This window comes from Burkholderia sp. AU31652 (genome assembly GCF_002223155.1).
GTDB lineage: Bacteria > Pseudomonadota > Gammaproteobacteria > Burkholderiales > Burkholderiaceae > Burkholderia.
Genome location: NZ_NKFG01000007.1, coordinates 297039 through 318624 on the forward strand (window position 1 = coordinate 297039; position 21586 = coordinate 318624).

Sequence of the window (21586 nt, forward strand, 5' to 3'; positions counted from 1 at the left end):
CTGCCCGGCACCACCGGTCAATCGGTGCTGCACGGATGACGTCAGAACTGGTAACCCGCGCCCACCACCGCGCCGAAGTCCGAACGCGTGTTGCCCGTCACCGACGCCTTGACGACCCAGCGGTTGCTTTCCGTCACGTACGAGTACCCGGCGGCGAAACCCTGCTGGCCGTGATAGTTCGACGTCGCCGCCGAGACCATCGAGCGGCCCGCGCCCGTCGGTTGCGGCAGGCCGGCCACGGCCATGGCCGATGCCACGCCGCCGTACATGTCCTTCTTCAGGTCGTTGAACGAGTTGTACACCTGGCCGATGCGCTGGTCGGTGTAGCCCTTCGCCTGATTCGACGCGGCCGACAGGTTGTCGTTCAGCTGCTGCACGTTCACCGCGTCGGTCGGCGCGGTGCCGGCCGCGACGTTCGTGACCTGGCGCTCGCTGCCCTTCGCGCCGACCGAGAACGAATTGTCGCGATCGGCGACGGAGCCCTGGCCGACCGCCACCGCGTTCTTGCCGGTTGCCGTCGCCGTCGACCCGATCGCACCCGCATCGGCTCGCGCGATCCACGTGGTGTTCGCATCGGTCGCCGCCGCGCGGATCTGGTCGTTGGCCGCCACGTTCTTCAGCGCATTGTTGAACTGGCCCATGTTGACCGCGTCGTTGTTGTTCACGCCTGCCGCGACGCCGGTCAGCACGCGGTCGCCCGACGTGCCGGAGAAGTTCACGCTGGTGCCGCCGGTGTCCTTCCCGACCGTGATCGCGCCATTCGGATCCTGCTGCTGCACGAGGCCGGCCTTGCCGTTCGCGATGTTGGTCACGTTCCCCTGCAGGTTCGTGATGTCGGTCGTGTTCTTCGCGACCTGCTGGTTGGTCGCGTAGAGCTGCGAGCCGTTCACCGCGTCCGTGCTGGTTGCGCTGAGCGTCCCCGCCTGCACGTTGGTGATGCGCGTGCCGCCGGCGCCGCCGAGGGTGATCGAGTTCTTCGAGCTGTCGTCGTACTGCACCGCGAGCGCGCCGAGCTGGTTGAGACTCGACTGCACGCCCTTCAGCTGCTTCACGTTCACCGCGTCCGTATCGTCGGTGCCCGCGGCGACGTTCTTCAGCACGACGGCCGCATTCGTGTCGCCGCCGATCAGCGAAACCGAATTCAGCCGGTTGCCGTTCGTGTCGACATCGTACTTGACGACGTTCTTCACGGCCTCGCCCGCCTGGTTGGACACCTGCGTGATCTGCTGTTCGAGCGACGACTTCACGCCCGACAACTGGCCGCCGTTCACCGCGTCGGTGCTGCCCGCGGCGATGTTGCCGTCGGCCACGTTCGTCAGCTTCGTCGGTGCGCCGCTGCGCGCCGCGTTGTAGGCGCCGGCCTTCGGGTCGAACTGGAGCGCGTCCTGTTGCAGCCCGGCGATCGCGGCCGTGTTGCCGGCGATGTTCGTTTCGGCGTTGCCGATGCGCGTTTCGTGATTCTCGAGCGTCGTCGTGTTGCTGCCGACCCGGCCGTCGAGGTTCGTGAGTGCGTCGCCGACGTTGTTGAACGAGCCGCCGCCGACTTTATAGGCCGGCGCGCTGATCGAGCCGTCCGGATTCGCCGTTGCACCGCCGCCCAGCGCGGCTGCGGTGCCGTCGCTCGCGCGGCGCAGTTGCGCGCCGTTCACCGCGTCGGTGCTGCCGGCCGCGACGTTGCCTTCCGCGATATTGGTCAGTCGCACCGGGCTCCCGCCGTTGCCTGCACCGAGCGAAACCTGCTTCTTGCTCGCGTCGTCGTACTTCACTGCGAGCGCATCGAGCTGGCTCGTGCCGTCCTGAATCGCCGCGTTCAACTGGTCGACGTTGACCGCGTCCGTGCCGTTCTTGCCGGCCGCGACGTTGCCGATGCGTTGCGGGCCGTTGCCGCCGTGGCTCGCGTCGTATGCGCCGAGGTTCGTGTTCCACAGCAGCGCATCCTGCTGAAGCGCGGCGATGTTGCCCGTGTTCGTCGTCACCTGGTTGCCGAGCGTCGTCACGTTGTTGCCGACGGTCGTGATCGACTGGTTCAGCGTGTCGGTGGCCTTGCCGAGCTGACCGACGTTCACGGCATCGCCCGCGGCAATGCCGTCCGCCACGTTGTGCAGGCCGACCGGCGACTGCGCGCCCTTGCCGCCGAGCGTCACGCCGCTGTGCGCATCATCGTCGTACTGCACGGCGTTCTTCGTCGCATTGCCGATCTGGTTGTTGATCGACGTGCTCAGGTTGCCGAGCGTCGTGCTGAGGTTGTTCGTCACGCTCGTGCTGAGCGACGACAGGCCGCCGTTCAGTTGGCCGACGTTCACGGCGTCGGTATTCGCGACACCGGCCGCGACGTTGTGCAGCGTCGTGCCGTTCGTGCCGGCGAACGTCACCGAGTCGAAGCCGCTCTGGCCGTCGTACTTCACGTTGCGTGCATCGGCTGCCTGCAGGTTGCTGATGTTCGTGGTTGCCGTGCTCAGCGAGGTGTTGATGCCGGTGACGCTGGTCTGCAGGTTCGCGATGTTCGACGCCGCCGTCGAGATGGACGTCTGCAGCGGCGCGACGCTGCCCTTCAGCTGGCCGACGTTGACCGCATCGGTGTCGGCGACGCCGGCCGCGACGCCGTTGATCGTCGTGCCGTTGGCGCCGTCGAGTGCGATCGCCGCATGCGAATCGTCGGTGTATTTCACGACGTTCTTCGTTGCGGTCACGATGCTGGTGCTGAGGCTGTTGCCCACGTTGGTCACGCGCTGGTCGACGTTCGAGATCGTGGTCGACAGCGAATTGCCGACCGACGTCACGCGCGCGTCGACCGTGGCGATGCTCGTGCTGAGCGTGCCGTTCACGTTCTTCAGCTGCTGGACGTTGACGGCGTCCGTATCGGCCGCGCCTGCCGCGACGTTCTTGAGCTGGCGCTCGTTGCCGATCGCGCCGAACGACACCGCGCCGCCGACCGGCGCGGCCGTGCCGCCGAACACCGGCGTGCCGCCATTGTTCGCACCGACGCTGCCCGAACCGATCGCCACCTGGTTGTTGTCGTTCGTCTGCGCGCCTGCACCGATCGCGACGGATTGCGTGCCGGCGGCGCGCGTCTGGGTGGCCGCGTCATACGACGCGCCGGCCGACACGCCGTCGCTCGACGTCGGGTTGGCGCCGCCGATCGCGACCGAACGATCGCCGCTGGCCAGCGCCGAGTGGCCCAGTGCGATCGAGCTCGTGCCGTGCGCATCGGCGACGTTGCCGAGCGCCATCGAGAAATCGCCGACCGCGGCCGACTGGCGGCCGATGGCGAGCGCCGTGTTGCCTTGCGCGACGGCTACCGTGCCGATGGCCGTGGCCGAGTTCGCCAGCGCCTGCGCGCCGACGCCGACCGCGATCGCGCCGCCGCTGCTGGTGCCGCCATTGCTGCTTGCGTTCGACTGGTCGCCGATCGCGATGCCGCTGGTGCCGGCCTTGGCGTTCGTGCCCATCTTGACGTTTGCCGTGCTTACCGCCACGTAGCTCCCGCTCTTGGTCGCGACGCACAACGGGTTCGTGCCGTCGATGCACTGACCGCTCAGCGCGTTGTCCGGGTTGCCGCGATCGACGAAATTGTCCGCATGCGCGGCGCCCGAGATCAGCACACCTGCACCCGTGAACATGGCGGCGGCAAGCGCCGAAATCTGCTTCCTCTTCATGGTCTTCTGCTCCGTTTTGTAGCGTTTGGTTTGAATACGGACTACTTAGTTTTGTTGAAGACTTCAGCTGCGACTGCGATTGCGATTACGACTTCAGTGCGGAACCCGATGCCCGTGCCCGACTCGAGCGTGCCGAAGACGGCGCGCATCGTCCGCCCGTGGCGACGGGACGTTCGAAAGCGCGGGCCCGTCGTTCGTGTGACGGCCCGTTCCGTTAATCCTGGTGATGCATTAGGAATGCATATCGTTTTATATGGGCTAATTCGCCCAGCGACTGAATCCGGAGATTCAATCCGCCGTTATGGACACCCCTGATTTGATGTCGCGCTGACCGCGACCCACCCCGCTTCTTTTATTTCATCCACGGCAACCGGATTTTCGCTTGCGCGCAACGGACATGCGCTCGGAGTCACATCAATTGATGCCTCGGATCCGAATCGCACAACGTCCGTCACAATCCGCCGTGCCTTGCGTTGCTCGGTGCAACCCTGCACTCAAAGTTCGGACGAATTATGAGACACGAATTAAAATTATTGAAGGTGGCATTCTTTATAGATTGTAAAATTCAATATATTCAAATAGTTGCGCTAAAAACGTGCATCTCGCAAACGATTTCGCGCCATCTAAATTAATCGAGATGTTTTGTCGGGAGGATAAAATCTTTGCTGAGGCGGATTAAAGAAAAATTCCTCAAAAGATTTCCCCAAAAATATTTCTGAACTACGCGACCGCACGTGGCGGCGCCAAATGAAAATGGCGGAAATGGACAGGCACCGGTGTGCCGCACGCCAAACACGAATCACCATACAAGCTGAAGCAGCTGAAAAACGGATTGAAGCAGATAGAGTCAATGCGTCTGGCAAGAATTGAAATATGCCCCTACAATTCGGCTCGCATCGATACCGGCAGTCGCGCACTTTTCAGCGCGCGACGCCGGCAACGCTTCGCGCCTTTACCGGGTCAGTGATCAAAACCCGCCATGCAAGGCATTACGCCGACCGGTTGTCCGTCGTGTAGCGGGGCGAAATTCGAATGTCGATGCGCTTGTACGTCGCCATGGAGCAGCTTCCGACGATTGATCCGAACCGGGCCGGCCACCCGCAGGAACGCAGCCAGCAGTCATTCCAGAACAGGTGCACGATGCATCCATCGATCTCCGCATTGGGCGACGCCCATATCCTGATCGTCGACGATCAGCCCGACCAGCTTCGCTTGCTGATCGACATCCTGCGCGGCACGGGGTGCCGGATCAGCATTGCGTCCGACGGGCTGCAGGCGTGCCAGCGCGCGCAGGCGCTCATGCCCGACCTGATCCTGATGGATGTCCGCATGCCGCGCATGGACGGCTTCACCGCATGCCGGCTGCTTGCCGCTGATCCGCTGACGTGCGCGATTCCGGTGATTTTCCTGACCGTGGCCGGCGCGTTGCACGAGCGCCTCGAGGGGTTCGACATCGGCTGCGTCGACTATGTGGTCAAGCCGTTCGAGCCCGCCGAAGTGCTCGCGCGGATTCGCGTGCAGCTCGCGCGCGAGAAGCGCGAGCGGCCCGTCGACATGGAAAACCCGTTCGTGGCCGGCAAGGACGACGACATCATCGTGCGCGCGGCGATCCGCCACCTGGCACGGACGCTGAACGATCCGCCGACGGTGGAGCAGCTGGCCCGCGCGGTCGGCACGCACGAAAAGCGGCTGTCACGCGCGTTTCGCGACAATCTCGGCCAGACGGTGTTCGAGTACTTGCGGCACGAGCGGCTGCGGATCGCGCAGGACCTGCTGGATTCGACGTCGCTCAGCATTGCCAGCATCGCGAAGGAGATCGGCTTTTCCACGCCGGCGAATTTCGCGACCGCATTCCGCGAACGTTTCGGCCTCACGCCGACCGAGTGGCGGCGCCAGCGTCACGCCGGCGAACGCGCCGTGCGCCGGGAGCCGCAACGCGACGCGTAGGCCCGCTGCGCGCGTTCGCGCCTACCAGTTGTATTTCGCGGTGGCCAGCACGGTTCGCTCGTTGCCGAACACGCAGACGGCGTACGACTGGCAACCGCTCACATAGCTGCGATCGAACACGTTCGCGACATTCAGCGCGAATCGCCAGTGCGGCATCTCGTAGTGCAGCGCCAGGTCGACCAGCGTCACGCTCGGCACGGTCAGCGAGTTGTCGGGTGCGCCGGCCGACGCGCTCTGGTAGCGCACGCCACCGCCGACCCCGAGGCCCGACAGGATACCCGTGCGCCAGGTCCAGTCGGCCCACATCGACGCCATCTGCCGCGGCAGCGGCACCGACACCGGCCAGTGGTTCAGCGACGCGTCGTTCGCCTGCACGTTCTTGACGTCCTGATACACATACGACGCGACGACCGACAACTCGCGGGTGACCTTGCCGACCGCGCTCAGCTCGATCCCGCGCGAGCGCACCTTGCCGGTCTGCACGGACGTCGTGCCGGTCGGGTCGAGACTCACCGGTGTCGGCGTCGCGACGTTGGTCTGGTCGATCTGGTAGACGGCCGCACTCAACAGCAGGTTCTTGCCGGGCGGCTGCCAGCGCAACCCGGCTTCCGTCTGCTTGCCGCGTGTCGGCTTCGGCAAGCCGCCGCCGTACATCCTCACGCCGATGACGGGATCGAACGACGTCGAATAGCTCACGTACGGCGACAGCCCGGCGTCGCCCTGATAGGTGAGCCCGACGCGCCCGGAGAACGCACTGACGTCCTGCCGCGCCTGCGTGCCGGCCGTCCGGTCGTCGAACCGCGCATTGACGAAATCCTCGCGGCCGCCGAGCGTCAGCGTCCAGCGCCGCCAGCGGATCTGGTCCTGCGCATACACGCCGAACGTGTTCATCGCCGTGTACTGGTCGACGTGGCCGAGCGACGTCGGGCCGGAGAAAATCGCGTCCGTGACGGGCCGGTAGACGGGGTGATACAGGTTGAGCGACGGCGCCAGCGCGAGCCACACGCTGTTGGTCGTCGTCTGCCGGTCATATTGCGCGCCGAGCAGCAGCGTATGTTCGAGCGGCCCCGTGCCGAAGCGCGCCTGCGCGTGGTTGTCGATGTCGAACCGGCTGTAGTTGAGCTGGAACAGCCCCGCATAACGCATCATGTTGGTGCTGCTGCGGGGCACGTAGCCGATACCGAACACCGTCGCGTCGTCGAGCGACAGGTGCGACCAGCGCACGTCCTGGTGCAGCGACCAGATCGCATTCACGCGGTGCTCCAGCGCGTAGCCGAGCGACCACTGCTTCTTCCGGTAGTCGTTGAAGCCGGGGGCGCCCATGTAGATGTCCTGCGACAGCCGGCCATTCGGGTTCGGCAACACGGTGCCCGACGCCGGTAGGAAGTTCGACGAAATATCGCTGCTGTCCTGCAGGAACGTCGCCGATAGCGTCAGTGACGTATCGGCGGTCGGCCGCCATCGGAACGACGGCGCCAGCGCGACGCGCCGGTCGCCGTTCGGGCCGGTGACCGCGTTGCCGTCGCGCGCCACGCCGACGAAGCGGTACGCATAGCGGCCGTCCGGATCGAGCGTATCGCCGACATCGAGCATGAATTGCTTGCGCGCGTCGTTGCCGATCTGCACGCCGGCTTCGCGGACGCGCTCGCCGTCGGCGAGCTTCGTGTGCGCATCGACGATCGCGCCGGGCTCGCCCGCGCCGTACAGCACCGAGGTCGGCCCGCGCAGCACGGCGATCGAGTCGATCGTGTACGGGTCGACGCGCCAGTTCGCGATGACGGCCGTATTCGGCGCGGCGACGCCGTCGACGTACAGCGTCGGCGTGAAGCCGCGCAGCGCCGCATACCAGTCGGTGCGGCTGTCGGCGCCGAACGTCGCGAATCCCGGCACGTAGCGCAGCGTCTGGTTCAGGTCGGTCGCGCCGGTCATCTCGATCTGCTGCGCGGTCACGAGATTGACCGTTTGCGGGATCTCGGCCACCGGCGTGTCGGTCTTCGTGCCGGCCGTGGTGCGCAGCCCGACGAGCCCGCTCGACGCGCCGTCGGCCTTCCCGGTCACGTCGATCGTCGGCAGCACGGCCGCCGCCGCGCCGGCCGGCGGCGTGACTGCCGCACCCGATGCCTGCGCGTGTGCGCCGCCCGCCGCCGCCACGACCCACGCGCTTCCGGCCGCGATCGCCCTCGCGCGTCGCGCCGCACCCGTCCCCGTTACCATCGTTCCTTGCTCCGTCGTGCTGGTGGCCGATTCGGCCCGATCGCGGCGCGACGCGCCGTCGGCGTCCGCCCTGTGTTGTCTTCTTGGCGATGCAGGTTGCGCGCGAGTCGGCATGCACTGGCCCATGGCGTCGGTCGCGAGCGCAGCGATGATACCGGGCGAATAGGGCGCAGTCTCAAAAAAATGCGTCGTCGGCCGGCGCCGGGCAAGGCGGATGAAAGACGGGGACGCTAGACTGCGTGCGCGACGGGAAGCGGCCGCGGGCTGCACGGCCCGCGCGCATCAACGGGGTTCGTCGTGCCTTGGCGGCCGCGCGCGTCCTGCGTTGCGAGGTTGTCCGCCCCCGGTTCGGCTTCCGTGTTTGCCACGTCATCGTCACGTCACCACCGAGGACCGTATGCGCCGCCTGTCGACTCGCCCCCTGTTCGCCGCGTGGCTCGCGGTGAGCGCACTTTGCTGGGCCATGCCGCCGGCCGGCGCCTGTGAGGTCCCGGCGGCCGTCACGACGATCGATCCGCCCGGCTACTATGACGACGCCGCCGGCTATGCGCGCGCCGTGAAGCCGATGCGCGATTTCATTTCACGGCTCAATGCGTCGGCGGACAAGGGTGACTGGTCATGCGCGGTGAGCCTGCTGGAAAGCTGGGCGCGGGCCGACGCGCTGATGGGCCGGATCACCGGTTACCAGGGCGACTACGAGCGCTCCTGGGCCGGCACCGACTTCGCGATGGTGATCCTGCGCATGCCGCGCGACGTGCGCGACGCGAACCGCGCCCGGTTCGACGCGATCGATCCGTGGCTCGAACGTATCGCGACCGCCACCCGCGATGCGCAAGCGATCAACCACCTGCACAACAACCTCGTGTACTGGGCCGGACTCGACCTGATCGCCATCGGCACTGTGACCGGCAACGCGAGCCTCGTCGATTCGGGGCTGCTGCGGGTACGCGAAGGCATCCGCGACATCGGCCCCGACGGTTCGCTGGCACGGGAAGTCAAACGCGGCAACCGCGCGCTGCACTATCACACGTTCGCGCTGCTCCCGCTCGTGTTCGCGGCGGAACTCGTGCAGCGGCGCCATATCGATCTCTATCGGGAAAACGACGGCGCGATCGGCCGCCTGGCGAACCTGGTCATCGATGCGGTCGACGATCCCGCCAGCTTCACGGCCATCACGCCGGTCAGGCAGGACCTGTTTCCGTGGACGTTCCGCGATGAACTGAGCTGGGTCGAGCCGTACTACGCGCGCTTTCACGACGCGCGGCTGCCGGCGATCATCGCACCGCGCCGCCCGTTCACCGAATGGCGGCTCGGCGGGGACGTGACGGCAGTCTGGGGCGTGTCGCTGCCGTAGCGGGAGCGGCCTGCCGCGTGAACCGCTAGGCGCGCCCGCGCCGCATCCTGAGCGTCGCCGACGGCGACTCGCCGAACGCCCGCTTGTACTCGATCGCGAACCGCCCGAGGTGCGCGAAACCCCATTTCAGCGCGATGTCCGTCACCGACGCGAGCCCCGGCGACGCGTCGGCCAGCAATTCCTCGCGCACATGTTGCAGCCGCAACTGCCGCACGAAGCCCATCGGCGTGGTGCCGTGGCGATGACGAAAGCCGGCGAACAGCGTGCTCGGGCTGACGCCGGCGAGTTCGGCGAGCCGTTCGATCGTCAGCGGCTCGTCGAGATGCGCGCGGACGTAGTCCTCGACGCGCCGCACATAGAACGGCGCAATCGCCACCGGCAGGTGCCGCGTGCCGTTGCGTGCGCTGTTCGGGTGGCCGTGCAGCAGCAGGTTGAGCAGCGTCGATTCGAGCTGCTCGAACGCGAGCGGATGACGCAGCGGATGCGCGTCCGTCGCGATCGCGCCGGCGAGGATCGGCAGCATCTGCATCAGACACGCGCCCTGCGCCGACGACAGGCTGAATGCCGGCTCGAATTCGACCGGCGCGCGCCGGTCGTCGCCGAAATGCCGCTGCGCGTGGCGCTCCATCACTTCGCGCTCGATACGCAGGATGACTTGCGGACACGCGTCGCCCCAGCGCATCTTCAGCGGCAGCGTCGGCGAGATCAACGACGCGGTGCCCGGCGACGACACGAAACGCGCCGAGCCGCACTCGATCTCCGCGTCGCCGCGCAACGGGATCTGCAACAGGAAGAAGTGCTCGAGCGGCCCGGGCTCGATGCTGACGCCGCCGCCATAATCGAGCAGGTTCAACGACAGGTTGCCCCAGCGCGCGTGATGCATGCAGCTGTGCAGCGCGCGCGATTCGCCGGTCGGCGTGAGCCGGTGCGGCTTGAAGACGTCGGCCACGCGTGCGCGCACCTCGTCGACGTCGTTCGACTGCAGCAGCAGGTTGTCGTGATTGAAACAGGCCGTATCCGGCAACCAGCCTGTTCCGGAAAATTGCGCCATCGCTGTTCTCCCGTCATGCTCCATTGCACTCGCGCCGTGCATGCATTCCCGATGTGGGGGCATCCGCCGCACGATCCGGATAGCGCCCGGAGTATCCGGACAGTCCGGCCGCCCAAGCGAGCAAGTCCTGCATACATGACGCAAGAAGCGGGCCGTTCGCGCATCGTAGAAAACTGTGCGGGGCTTCCGCATCCGCACATACCCGCAGTCAGCCGCGCGCCTGCCCACGCGCGGCGGCCGGTGCAACAGGTTTCCGGAATTCGCGGATATCGGCCGAAGAAAGCGGATAGAAGTGCCCATTTCGTCCGCCAATACTGGGTCCGTCGCAGCAAAAAACTGGAATGGAGGGGCATATGCAAGGACGTCACATCGAGATTCCGTCGCCGGACGGCGGCACGTTTCGCGCCTACCTGAGCACGCCGGCCGGCGGCAAGGGACCGGGCATCGTGCTGTGCCATGAGATCTTCGGCGTGAACGCGACGATGCGGGAAGCAGCCGACTACTACGCGGAGGAAGGCTACACGGTGCTCGTGCCCGACCTGTTCTGGCGCCAGGCGCCGGGGATCGAACTCGGCTATGCGGGAGCGGATGCCGAACGCGCAATGGCCCTTTACCGCGAATACGACGAGAACAAGGGTGTCGAGGATGTTGGCGCCACGCTGGCCGTGCTCAGGCAGCTTCCCGAATGCACGGGCGGAACCGGCGTGCTCGGCTACTGTCTCGGCGGCAAGCTCGCGTATCTCGCCGCGTGCCGGCTGCCGGACGTGGCCGCGGCGGTCAGCTACTACGGCGTCGGCATCGAGCACGCGCTCGACGAGGCGTCGCACCTGCACGGCCGGCTCGTGCTGCAGATCGCGGGGCAGGACCGCTTCTGCCCGCCCGACGCGCAGCAGCGCATTGCTGGAGCGCTGGCCGGGCGCGACGGCGTCGAAGTGTACGTGTATCCCGGGGTCGATCACGCGTTCGCACGCGCCGGCGGCGATCATTTCGACAAGGCCGCCGCGAGCATGGCCCATCAGCGCGCGATCGCCGCGTTCCGTGCCGCGCTCGGCCCGCACTACGACCTGTCCACACTGTGGGAAGCGCATCTCCAACACGAGTTCGACACACGCAACGTCGACGCCACAATGGCGACGATGGTTGCCGAACCGTACGTCAACCATATTCCGACGCTGACGGGCGGCGTCGGCTACGACGAGCTCAAGCGCTTCTACACGCATCACTTCGTGCATGCGAATCCGCCGGACACGACGATCACGCCGATCTCGCGCACGGTCGGCGCGAGCCAGATCGTCGACGAGCTGCTGTTCTGCTTCACGCACACCACCGAGATCGACTGGATGCTGCCGGGCGTCGCGCCGACCGGCAAGCGCGTCGAGATTCCGCTCGTCGCGATCGTCAAGTTTCGCGGCGACAAGCTCTATCACGAGCACATCTACTGGGACCAGGCGAGCGTGCTCGTGCAGGTCGGCCTGCTCGATCCGGCCGGCCTGCCGGTCGCGGGTGTCGAAACGGCCCGCAAGCTGCTCGACGAAACCGTGCCGTCGAACGGGCTGATGCGCCGCTGGCAGGACAGCGCGCCGTCGTCGGGCACGCATTGACACAACACCTTCCCCCACACAACGATTTCCGGAGACACCCCATGACTGCCCTTGCTGGCAAAGTCGCGATCGTCACCGGCGGCGCCACGCTGATCGGCGCCGCGGTCGCGCAGGACCTGAGCCGCGCCGGTGCGTGCGTCGCGATCCTCGATCTCGATGTGGAGAACGGCGCGCGCGTGGCCGACTCGCTCGGCGAACGGGCGATGTTCGTCGCGCTCGACATCACCGACGATCGCGCGATCGAGCATGCGGTCGCGGCCATCGTCGAGCGGTTCGGCGCGATCGACGTGCTCGTCAACCTCGCGTGCAGCTACGTCGACAACGGCATCCAGGCGACCCGCAACGACTGGCTCGCCGCGATGGACGTCAACGTCGTGTCGGCGGCGATGCTCGCCAAGGCCGTGCATCCGCAGATGGTCCGGCGCGGCGGCGGCGCGATCGTGAACTTCAGCTCGATCTCGGCCCAGTGCGCGCAAACCGGCCGCTGGCTGTACCCGACATCCAAGGCGGCGATCCGCCAGCTCACGCGCAGCATGGCGATGGATCTCGCGCCCGACCGCATTCGCGTCAATTCGGTGTCGCCGGGCTGGACGTGGTCGCGCGTGATGGACGAGCTGACGCACGGCGACCGCGCGAAGACCGATCGCGTCGCCGCGCCGTTCCACCTGCTCGGCCGGGTCGGCGATCCGTCCGAGGTCGCGCAGGTCGTGACGTTCCTGTGCAGCGACGCGGCGAGCTTCGTGACCGGCGCCGACTACGCGGTGGATGGCGGCTATGCCGCGATGGGCCCCGAACAGGCGGTGCCAGCCATTCCGCGTCTCGCGGAGTGACGGTTCCTCAGCACCGCTTCCCGCCATCGTTTTGATCCCGGCCGGCATTCGGCCAACCAAGGACAACCTCATGAGACGCATCGCCATCGTCGGCGCCGGCCAGTCCGGCCTGCAACTCGCCTTCGCCCTGCTCGACCAGGGCTACCACGTCACGCTCGCGACCAACCGCGACGCCGAACAGATTCGCACCGGCAAGGTCATGTCGAGCCAGTGCATGTTCCACACGTCATTGCAGATCGAGCGCGATCTCGGCCTGAACGGCTGGGAGGAAGCGTGCCCGTCCGTCGAAGGGATCGGCATCGCGGTGCCGCATCCGGACGGCAACGGCCGCAAGGTGATCGACTGGTCGTCGCGGCTGACGCGCTACGCGCAGTCGGTCGACCAGCGCGTGAAGATGGCCGACTGGCTCGACCGCGTGAAGCGCCGTGGCGCGGACGTGCGCATTGCCGACATCGGCGTGCCCGAACTCGAGGAGCTCGCACGCAGCCACGACCTCGTGCTGCTCGCGGCCGGCAAGGGCGAGATCGTCAACCTGCTCGGCCGCGACGACACGCGCAGCGCGTTCGACCGCCCGCAACGCGCGCTGGCCCTCACCTACGTGAAAGGGATGACGCCGAGCCAGCCGTATTCGCGCGTGCGCTTCAACCTGCTGCCGGGCATCGGCGAGTACTTCGTGTTTCCCGCGCTGACCACGACGGGCCCGTGCGAAATCATGGTGTTCGAAGGCATTCCGGGCGGCCCGCTCGACTGCTGGGCCGACGTGAAGACACCCGATCAGCATCTGGACCGCAGCCTGTCGTTCCTGCAGCAGTACGTACCGTGGGAATTCGAGCGCTGCCGCGACGTCGAGCTCACCGATCCGAACGGCACGCTCGCCGGACGCTTCACGCCAACGGTGCGCAAGCCGTTCTTCCGGCTGCCGTCGGGCCGCACGGTGTTCGGGATGGCCGATGCGGTGGTCGTCAACGATCCGATCACCGGCCAGGGATCGAACAACGCCGCGAAATGCGCGAAAGCGTATTTCGATGCGATCGTCGCGCGCGATGCCGCGCCGTTCGGCGAAGACTGGATGCAGCAGACCTTCGAAGGATACTGGGCGTATGCGCAGCACGTCGTGCGCTGGACCAACTCGCTGCTCACGCCACCGCCGCCGCACATCCTCGAACTGCTCGGCGCGGCCGGCCAGTTGCCGTCGCTCGCCGCGGCGATCGTCGACGGCTTCGACGATCCGCGCCGGTTCTCGCCGTGGTGGTTCGAGCCGTCGGCCTGCGCGGCGATGATCCGCGAACACAGCGCACGCACGGAGTGACCGACATGGAAACGACCGCTACCGATCGCCCGGCCCTCGACCCGCTGCAGTTGCGCGCCGCGTTCGGCCAATTCCCAACCGGCGTGACCGTGATCACCACGTGCGCGGCCGACGGACGCAAGGTGGGCCTCACCGCCAATTCGTTCTCGTCGCTGTCGCTCGATCCGCCGCTCGTGCTGTGGAGCCTGCGCAAGGTCGCGCCGAGCCGCCCGGATTTCGTCGCGGCCACCCATTTCGCGATCAACATCCTCGCGCACGACCAGATCGAGCTGTCGCGCCGCTTCGCGACGCCCAGCGCCGACAAGTTCGACGGCGTGCTTCACGTCGATTCGGAGACCGGCGGCGTGCCCTGCCTCGACGGCGCGAGCGCGCGCTTCGTGTGCCGCAACGTCGGCCATTACGAAGGCGGCGATCACCTGCTCTTCATCGGCCAGATCGAACAGTTCGACACGTTCGGCCGTGCGCCGCTGGTGTTCCATGCGGGCCAGTATCGCGCGATCGCCGATCATCCCGATCTTTTTCGCGCCGTTTGATTAGTTATACAAATAAATCAACAGGAGGTGGTGAACATGAAAATCGGCTCTCGCATGCTCGTCGTCGCAGGCCTCACGATCGCCGGCATGGCCGCCAGCGCGCCGGCCGGCGCAGCCGACCTGCCGGCGGTCAACCTCGGCATGACCAGCTTCCTCGACGGGATGCCGCCGGCCGGCGCCGGCTGGTACGGCACGCAGTACCTGCAGTACTACACGGCCGGCCGCGTCAACGACAATGCGGGCAACAAGGTCGGGTTGCCGAAGCAGGACATCGACCTGTTCGCAGGGCTGAGCCAGCTCGTCTATCAGTCGCCGCTGACGTTCGCGGGCATGCATCCCGGCCTCGACGTGATCCTGCCGTGGATCGCGTCCGCGCGAACCGACGACGGCATCGGCAACGTCGCGCTGAATGCACGCGCCGGCTTCGGCGACCTGCTGATCGGCCCGTTCATCCAGTTTGACCCGGTGATGGGCGCGCAAGGCCCGCGCTTCGCGCAGCGCGTGGAGTTCCAGTTCATCGCGCCGACCGGCGCGTACGACCCGTCGCGGGCGATCAATCCCGGCAGCCATGTCTGGTCGTTCGATCCGTACTGGGCAGCGACGCTGTGGCTCACGCCCAAGTGGACCGTGTCGTGGCGGCTGCATTATCTGTGGAACGCGACCAACCATCAGCCGGCCACGTCGCTCGGCCCGGACGTGACGTCGACGCAGGCCGGCCAGGCGATCCACGCGAACTTCGCGACCGAATACGAAGTGCGCCCCGGCCTGCGGCTGGGACTCAACGGCTACTGGCTGCGCCAGACCACCGACATGAAGACAAACGGGCAGGACGTGCCGGGCACGCGGGAGGCCGTGTTCGCGATCGGCCCGGGGGCCATGTATAGCTTCTCGCCGCAGGATCATCTGATGTTCAACGCGTACTTCGAAACCTATGCGCGCAACCGGCCGCAGGGCACGCGGATGGTGCTGCGGTATGTGCATCACTTTCAGTGACGGCCGCGAACGGCGACGACGTGCCCCCTCCATCGCTCACGCGCCGTGAACGTCCTCGTCAATCCGCAGCAGCCGGCCGGCGTTCGCAATCACGACGAACGTGCCAACGTTGTGCAGGATCGCCGCCCACACCGCGCCGAGCATGCCGGTCGCGGCGAGCGCGATCACCGCGAGCGTCCACGCGAGGCCGATCGCCGCATTGGTCGTCGCCGTGCGACGGCATTGTCGGCCAAGGCGGATGCAGGTCGGAATCCGCTTCAGGTCGTCGCCTAGCAGCACGACATCGGCCGATGCGATCGCGATGTCGACGCCACGCTCGCCCATCGCGATGCTCGTCGAGCCGGCCTTGATCGCCAGCACGTCGTTCAGCCCGTCGCCGACGACGAGCGGATGCAGGCCCGCACCGATCTCGCGCATCACATAGTCGAGCTTGTCGTGCGGCAGCGCCTGCGCGACCACCGTCTCGATGCCGGTCTCGGCCGCGACCTTGCTCGCGACGCGCTCGCGGTCACCCGTCAGCAGCGTCTGCCGCGCAAGGCCCAGCGTCCGCAGTTCGGCGAGCGCATCGCGCGCATCGGGCCGCAAGGTATCCGCGAAACCGAACCACGCGAGCAGCCGCCCGTCGAGTACGAGGCCGACGAGCGGCCCGTCGAATCCTTCCGGCGGTGACGGCAAGTCACCGGCATGGTCGGCGAGCAGCGTGGGCCGGCCGAGTACCGCCGTGCCGTCCGGCGTGTCGGCGACGACCCCGAGCCCGCGCAATTCCCGCGTGCGCTCGAACGGCGCAACGGCAGCGCCGGTCAGGCCTGACGCGGCGGCATCGCGAACGAGCGCGCGGCTCGCCGGATGCGCGCTGCTTTCGCCGAGCCGCGCGGCCAGCGCACGCGCCTGCGCGCCGTCAACGCCCGGCTGCAGCCACACCTGCCGCACGTGCAATTCCCCGCGGGTGAGCGTGCCCGTCTTGTCGATCACGAGCGAATCGACTTCGGCGATCTTGTCGAGGAACGCGGCATTGCGAAACAGGATGCCGTGCCGCGCGCCGACCGCGATCCCGGCAATGGCCGTGGACGGCGCGGCGAGCACCAGCGCGCACGGGCACGCGGCCACGATCACCGCGAGCATCGCCGATGCATTCGAGGACGTGAACCAGACGATCGCCGCGATCAGCAGCACGAGCGCGAGATATGCGCCCATGTGCCGCTCGAGCACTTGCGTGACGGGCGGTTTCGCCTGTTCCGCGTGCTGCATCAGCGCGATGATCTTGCCGAGCGTCGAATCCTTGCCCGTGTGCGTGACGTCGATGCGCAGCACGCCGTCGAGGTTCAGCGCGCCGCCATACACGGCGCTGCCTGCGTCGACGTCGTGCGGCACGGATTCGCCGGTGATCGGCCCATTGTCGACGCTCGACGTGCCCGCGACGACGACGCCGTCGACCGGAATGCGCGCGCCGGCCACCACTTCGATGCGGTCGCCCGCACGCAGCGCGTCGTACGCGACTTCGACGACACTGCCGTCGGTGCCGATACGGCGCACGCGGCCGGCCGTCAGCCGGCCGAGCGCGCGGATCGCCTCCTGCGAACCGAGCACGCTGCGCTCTTCCAGTGCATGGCCGAAGGTCATCACGATCGGCAGCAACGCGGCTGTCGTCATGTCGCCGATCGCCCACGCGGCCAGCATCGCGAGCGCGATCAGGCGATCGGTCACGCCGTGCAGGCTCGGCGCGCGCAGGCTGTGCCACGCGCTCGCGAACACCGGCCCCGCGACGATCAGCGACGCGAGCGCGGCGAGCAGTTGCGCGAGCGTGTCGCCGCCGGCCGACAGCACGCGCCATGCGAACGACAGCACGAGCAGGCCGCCCCCGAGCAGCGCCAGCGCGATCTGCCGCGTGATCGTGCGGCGTTCGTCGGAGGACAGCGCGTAGGCGGTCGTGCCGGCAGGCGCGGCGTCCGGCTGCGTGGCCGGTTCGGCGAGCGAATTCATCGGGCGGTTCCGGGCAGGATCAGGTTGGAAGTATCGTGCGGATCGATCGTCGTCACGCGTCCGGCTTTCGACAGCACATGCTGCATGCGATCGCGATACAGCCGCGCCAGCAGCCCCGGATCGCCGTTCTCGCGAAGCGTCGCGTCGAGTTGCCGGATGTCCAGCGTGTCGGTCTGCGCGGTCGCGACGCGTTCGGCCGCGTGGGCCTGCGCGTCCTGCACGATCCGGTCGGCATCCTGCTGCGCATCCTGGCGCCGCTGTTCGGCGGCGGTGCGGGCTTCGGCGATGGTCCGTTCAGCGACCTGCAGCGACGTCAGCACCGCGTTGAACGCATCGGCGGCCGCTCCGGGAAACGCGGGCTGCACGTCGACGCGCGCGATTTCGACGCCGAGCCCCGCGTGCGCCGCGTCGAGTGCGCGCAGGTGCCGCGCGATCGCATCGGCGAGATCGCCGCGCAACCGTTCGCGACGCGCGGCCATCTGCCGGTCGGCGGCCAGTTGCTCGGGCCGCGCGACCAGGATCGCGTCGAGATCGCGGGTCGCCGCAACTTCGACGGCCGACGCGGACACGATCCGCTCGAGCGCCGCGTCGAGGCGAGCCTGCTGCAGCACGTACGCGTACGGATCGCTGACCCGGTAATAAAGCACCGCGCTCAACGCGACCGCGCCGCCGTCGCCCGTCAGCACGTAGCCCGAACCGGCGAGCGCGTCGGGCAACCGCGCGACGCCCTTCGCGGACGGCGCGAGCGCCCGCGGATCGCGGTCGAGCGAGCGGATCCGCTGCTCGAGCACGCGCGCGGCGCCCGGCACGAGCAGGACCGATTCGAACGGCTGCGGCCACGCGATCACGAGCCCGGCGTCCTGGGTACGCACGAGCGCGCCGAACCGCATCACGACCGCGCGGCTGTCCGCCGGAATCCGCCGGATGTTCGAGCCGGCCCACGCGCAGGCGGCGAGCACCGCGAGCGCGGCGACGAACCAGAACGACAGACGCACGGCCTGCGCGCCCGGCCCGAGCGGCGGTGCGGACGGCTCGCTCATCGCGCGGCCTTGTGTGCCTTGGGCGCCGGCGCGGCCTGCGCCGACGCGTCGCCCGGGCCCTGCACGAGCACGCGGAACGGCGCGGCGTCGGTACGCAGGATCAGGTTCGTGTTGGTGCCGACCACCGTGTTCAGCGTGTCGAGCGAACGCAGCATCGTGTACAGGTGCGGGTTGCCCGCATAGCTCTTGCCGTAGATGTCGGCCGCGTCCTTGCGCGATTGCGCTTCGATGCCGGCCGCTTTCACGTTCGCATCGGCCAGTGCGATGCGCGCGTCGCGCTCGGCATCGGAACGGATCTGCGCGGCCTCGCGATTGCCCTCCGCGGTACGCTGCGCGGCCACCGTCTCGCGTTCCGCGCTCATCCGGTCGACGGTCGCGGCGAGCGTGACGGCCGGCAGCGTGAGCCGTTCGAGCCCGACCTGGGCGACGCGCACGCCATAAGCCGAATAGAGCTGCGCATCGATCTGCCGGCGCAGCGCATCTTCGAACTCGCCGATCTTCACCTGGGCCGGATCGGTGTTCACGAGCGACGCGAGATCGTATCCGGCGGACGTCGTCTGCAGCGCGGAGCCGACGAGCGAGCGGATCTGCCGCGCCGCTTCGTCCGGCTCGTTGCCGACCGCGCGCATGAAGCGCCCGATGTCGCGCGCATCGGCCGGCACGCGCCACGCGACGTAGGCCTCGACGATGATGCGCAGCCCGTCGCGGGTACCGACGTCCTGCAGGCCGCTCGACGTGGTGTGCAGGCGCAGGTCGACGGGCGTCACCGCGTCGATCGGCGCGGGCAGGCGCCACGCGAGCCCGGGTTCGAGCAGCACGCGCACCGGCCGGCCGAAGCGCGTGATCACCGACGCCTCGCCGGCACGCACCTGCACGAAGCTCGCCACCGCGAGCGCGACGAGCACGCACAGCACCGCGACGGCCACGCGCAGGCGGAACGCGCCGGGCGGCTGCGGCGCACCGTGGTGCGCGTGATGAGGATGGCCGTGGTGCGCATGATCATGCGCGTGCGAATGAAACAGACTCACGATGTCGCCCCGGGTGCGGCGTCGCCCGCGTGCGGCGCGGCGACACGGCGTGTTGCCGTGTCGCGCCGTCCGTGCGGAAATCGCCGCGACATGTCAATGGATGCCGGCAAGATCGCCGGCAGGCGTATTGCGAAGATCGACGGTCGCCCGCGTGCCGTCGGCCAGCCGGTCGTCGATGATCGTCATGCGCGCGTCGCGCAGGCCGCGTTGCAGCCGGTCGAGGTAATACTCGAACGGAAACGCGGGGCCGCCGAGCCGGTATGCGACCAGGTCGGCGTCGAAATCGATCTGCTGCACGCGCGCCGACGACATCGTGTCGCCGGCCTGCGCTTCGGCGTGCGCGACCCGTTCGAGCGCCTGCTGCTGTGCGTTGCCGAGCAGGCCGGCCGCGAAGCCGCCCGCCTGCGCGACGCTGCCCTGCGCGCGGATCTGCGCGGCCTGCACGTCATGGAACGCGGCGGCCGCGCCGGTCGGCGGATGCACGCTCTCGATCACGACCGCGATCACGTCGACGCCGCTTTGCAGCCGGTCGAGCTGCTGCTGGATCGCGCGCTTCAACTGGCCGGCCATCGCGGCCTGATTGGTTTCGAGCAGCGATTCGAGCGTATGCGACGCGAGGTAGTGCACGAGTTCGCGATTGGCGCTCGTGCGCACCGTGCTTTCCGGGTCGATCGTGCGATAGAGCGCCGCGCGCGCGTCGGCATCGGTCGGGCCGAGCCGGTAGTCCACCCGCACGTCGGCGTTGACGATCTGGAAGTTCTGGCGGTCGCCGTTCGCGCCGGCGATCACCTGGGTGGTTTCCCACGGATGCGGCACATCCCAAAGACGGTCGAGGCGTTCGGGTGTCGGGCCATCGGCCGGCACGGGCGACGTATCGGCGCCGCCGTCGCTCGCGTTGCCCGCGATCGCGACCTGGTGCACCGCGCCGTTGTCGACGATGCGCGCGCGCCCGAACGGCCAGGGCAGGCCGACGTGCAGGCCCGGCTGCCAGACGGCGACCGGCGCGCCGAAGCGCTCATAGACCGCGCGCTGCTCCGGGTTCAGCACGACGACGGCGGTAAGCAGCCATGCACACGCGACGGTGGTGGCGAGCGCGCCGGGCAGCAGCCGCACGAAGCTGCGCCAGCCCCAGCTCTGCCGCAGGTCGATGCCGTAACGACGGCGCAGTTCGGCGCCGAGCGACGCGAACGGCGACGGGCGCCGGCTCAGCAGCCCGGCGATCGCGCTGGTCGGCACGATGGCGCCGCGCGGCACCGCAAACCACGACAGCACGCCGCGCAGCGCCAGTTCGGCGGCGACGGCAGCATTGAGCAGCGCGACCGCCCGCACGAGCCCGTCTGCGGGGCGGTGCCGGAACGCGAACCCTGCAGCGGCCAGCGCACCCGCGAGCGCGGTGACGAGCGCGACGCGCAGCACCCGCGTGAGCGACGCGGACACCGCCGAACGGCTGGCGGCCGCCGCATGGTGGCGTTCAGCGACGAGTGTGAGGAAGGCGAGCACGATGCAGGCCGCGCCGGCCGCGAGCGTCGGCTCGGGCGCAGCCATCGCGCGCACCAGCATCCCGGGCGATGGCGGCTGCCACGCGAGCGCGGCCAGCGCGACGGAGAGCACGCCGCCCGCGGCAACGGCCCACGGCCGCCAGTCGATCGCAGCGGCGATCGCCGGCCACGGGTTGTCGTCCTGCTCCGGCTCGTGCTTGCGGCTGAACGCATCGCGCAGCCAGTCGCCGATCAGCGTGGCGGCCGATAGTTCGGGAGGATCGCGGCGCGCGCGGCCGGCGAGCAGCACGCCGATCGCGACCACGAGTACGTTGCACCAGGCACTGGCAAGCGGCGCGCACCAGCGCAGGTCGGCGGGGAGGAAGTCGACCGCGCCCAGCGCGCCGAGCGTGGCGACCAGCAACGCGGCGGCGCCTGCGACCGGCGCGAGTGCGTCGCGGCTGGCCGGATTGCCGGGAATGTCGTCGTTGCCTTCCGCCTGTTGCCCCATCGGGGATTCCTTACGTACGCGTTACAGGATGCGCAGGAGTCCGTGCGGAATGCTGCGAGCG

At 68.3% G+C, this 21586-nt stretch carries 14 protein-coding genes; 7 read left to right on the forward strand and 7 right to left on the reverse strand.

From position 1 onward, the window contains the following. Positions 1–41: 41 nt before the first annotated feature. A complete protein-coding gene (locus CFB40_RS33350) occupies positions 42–3656 on the reverse strand; it encodes a YadA-like family protein (RefSeq protein ID WP_089433716.1) in 3615 nt (1204 codons plus the stop codon). A 1140-nt stretch (positions 3657–4796) separates the two neighbouring features. On the opposite strand from CFB40_RS33350, the gene CFB40_RS33355 reads away from it, so the two are divergent. Continuing rightward, positions 4797–5603, forward strand: a complete 807-nt coding sequence (locus CFB40_RS33355) for a response regulator transcription factor (RefSeq protein ID WP_089430125.1) — start codon at positions 4797–4799, stop codon at positions 5601–5603. A 21-nt stretch (positions 5604–5624) separates the two neighbouring features. Here the strand turns inward: CFB40_RS33355 and CFB40_RS33360 are convergent, their stop codons facing one another. After that, a complete protein-coding gene (locus CFB40_RS33360; RefSeq protein ID WP_089433717.1) occupies positions 5625–7817 on the reverse strand; it encodes a TonB-dependent siderophore receptor in 2193 nt (730 codons plus the stop codon). Positions 7818–8214: 397 nt separating this feature from the next. Between CFB40_RS33360 and CFB40_RS33365 the strand changes: the two genes are divergently transcribed. After that, entirely contained in the window at positions 8215–9171 is a 957-nt protein-coding gene (locus tag CFB40_RS33365) for a mannuronate-specific alginate lyase (RefSeq protein WP_089433718.1), read from the forward strand. Positions 9172–9196: 25 nt separating this feature from the next. Here the strand turns inward: CFB40_RS33365 and CFB40_RS33370 are convergent, their stop codons facing one another. After that, on the reverse strand, positions 9197–10222 hold the full coding sequence (locus CFB40_RS33370; protein ID WP_089433719.1) for an AraC family transcriptional regulator: 1026 nt from the start codon (positions 10220–10222) through the stop codon (positions 9197–9199). A gap of 353 nt (positions 10223–10575) precedes the next feature. Here CFB40_RS33370 and CFB40_RS33375 point away from each other — a divergent pair, with 353 nt between their 5' ends. From CFB40_RS33375 to CFB40_RS33395, 5 genes are all read left to right on the forward strand, one after another. Further along, on the forward strand, positions 10576–11823 hold the full coding sequence (locus tag CFB40_RS33375) for a dienelactone hydrolase family protein (RefSeq protein WP_089433720.1): 1248 nt from the start codon (positions 10576–10578) through the stop codon (positions 11821–11823). 41 nt (positions 11824–11864) lie between these two features. Beyond that, complete coding sequence (locus CFB40_RS33380; RefSeq protein WP_089433721.1) at positions 11865–12653, forward strand: SDR family oxidoreductase; 789 nt, start codon at positions 11865–11867, stop codon at positions 12651–12653. Positions 12654–12723: 70 nt separating this feature from the next. Beyond that, positions 12724–13962 (forward strand): styrene monooxygenase/indole monooxygenase family protein, encoded by a 1239-nt coding sequence (locus CFB40_RS33385; RefSeq protein ID WP_089433722.1) that lies wholly within the window; start codon positions 12724–12726, stop codon positions 13960–13962. A gap of 5 nt (positions 13963–13967) precedes the next feature. After that, complete coding sequence (locus CFB40_RS33390; RefSeq protein WP_089433723.1) at positions 13968–14495, forward strand: flavin reductase family protein; 528 nt, start codon at positions 13968–13970, stop codon at positions 14493–14495. Between the two features lie 36 nt (positions 14496–14531). After that, the gene (locus tag CFB40_RS33395; RefSeq protein ID WP_089434020.1) at positions 14532–15488 is read left to right on the forward strand and encodes a SphA family protein; all 957 of its coding nucleotides are present in this window, start codon (positions 14532–14534) and stop codon (positions 15486–15488) included. Between the two features lie 36 nt (positions 15489–15524). On the opposite strand, the gene CFB40_RS33400 is transcribed toward CFB40_RS33395, so the two are convergent. The 4 genes from CFB40_RS33400 to hflK (CFB40_RS33415) all read right to left on the reverse strand — a co-directional run bounded on the left by CFB40_RS33400 (position 15525) and on the right by hflK (CFB40_RS33415) (position 21525). Further along, entirely contained in the window at positions 15525–17468 is a 1944-nt protein-coding gene (locus CFB40_RS33400) for a heavy metal translocating P-type ATPase (protein ID WP_089429710.1), read from the reverse strand. Beyond that, a complete protein-coding gene (gene hflK, locus CFB40_RS33405) occupies positions 17465–18508 on the reverse strand; it encodes a protease modulator HflK (protein WP_089433724.1) in 1044 nt (347 codons plus the stop codon). The genes CFB40_RS33400 and hflK (CFB40_RS33405) overlap by 4 nt, the downstream gene beginning before the upstream one ends. Beyond that, entirely contained in the window at positions 18505–19536 is a 1032-nt protein-coding gene (hflC, locus tag CFB40_RS33410) for a protease modulator HflC (RefSeq protein ID WP_089429712.1), read from the reverse strand. The genes hflK (CFB40_RS33405) and hflC overlap by 4 nt, the downstream gene beginning before the upstream one ends. Before the next feature lie 93 nt (positions 19537–19629). Further along, complete coding sequence (hflK, locus tag CFB40_RS33415; protein ID WP_089433725.1) at positions 19630–21525, reverse strand: protease modulator HflK; 1896 nt, start codon at positions 21523–21525, stop codon at positions 19630–19632. Positions 21526–21586 lie beyond the last annotated feature (61 nt).

What these genes read in the sequence shown, in the direction of transcription:
- CFB40_RS33350 (WP_089433716.1), bottom strand. Translation starts at nt 3,656, where the DNA reads ATGAAGAGGAAGCAGATTTCGGCGCTTGCCGCCGCCATGTTCACGGGT.
- CFB40_RS33355 (WP_089430125.1), top strand. Translation starts at nt 4,797, where the DNA reads ATGCATCCATCGATCTCCGCATTGGGCGACGCCCATATCCTGATCGTC.
- CFB40_RS33360 (WP_089433717.1), bottom strand. Translation starts at nt 7,817, where the DNA reads ATGGTAACGGGGACGGGTGCGGCGCGACGCGCGAGGGCGATCGCGGCC.
- CFB40_RS33365 (WP_089433718.1), top strand. Translation starts at nt 8,215, where the DNA reads ATGCGCCGCCTGTCGACTCGCCCCCTGTTCGCCGCGTGGCTCGCGGTG.
- CFB40_RS33370 (WP_089433719.1), bottom strand. Translation starts at nt 10,222, where the DNA reads ATGGCGCAATTTTCCGGAACAGGCTGGTTGCCGGATACGGCCTGTTTC.
- CFB40_RS33375 (WP_089433720.1), top strand. Translation starts at nt 10,576, where the DNA reads ATGCAAGGACGTCACATCGAGATTCCGTCGCCGGACGGCGGCACGTTT.
- CFB40_RS33380 (WP_089433721.1), top strand. Translation starts at nt 11,865, where the DNA reads ATGACTGCCCTTGCTGGCAAAGTCGCGATCGTCACCGGCGGCGCCACG.
- CFB40_RS33385 (WP_089433722.1), top strand. Translation starts at nt 12,724, where the DNA reads ATGAGACGCATCGCCATCGTCGGCGCCGGCCAGTCCGGCCTGCAACTC.
- CFB40_RS33390 (WP_089433723.1), top strand. Translation starts at nt 13,968, where the DNA reads ATGGAAACGACCGCTACCGATCGCCCGGCCCTCGACCCGCTGCAGTTG.
- CFB40_RS33395 (WP_089434020.1), top strand. Translation starts at nt 14,532, where the DNA reads ATGAAAATCGGCTCTCGCATGCTCGTCGTCGCAGGCCTCACGATCGCC.
- CFB40_RS33400 (WP_089429710.1), bottom strand. Translation starts at nt 17,468, where the DNA reads ATGAATTCGCTCGCCGAACCGGCCACGCAGCCGGACGCCGCGCCTGCC.
- hflK (WP_089433724.1), bottom strand. Translation starts at nt 18,508, where the DNA reads ATGAGCGAGCCGTCCGCACCGCCGCTCGGGCCGGGCGCGCAGGCCGTG.
- hflK (WP_089433725.1), bottom strand. Translation starts at nt 21,525, where the DNA reads ATGGGGCAACAGGCGGAAGGCAACGACGACATTCCCGGCAATCCGGCC.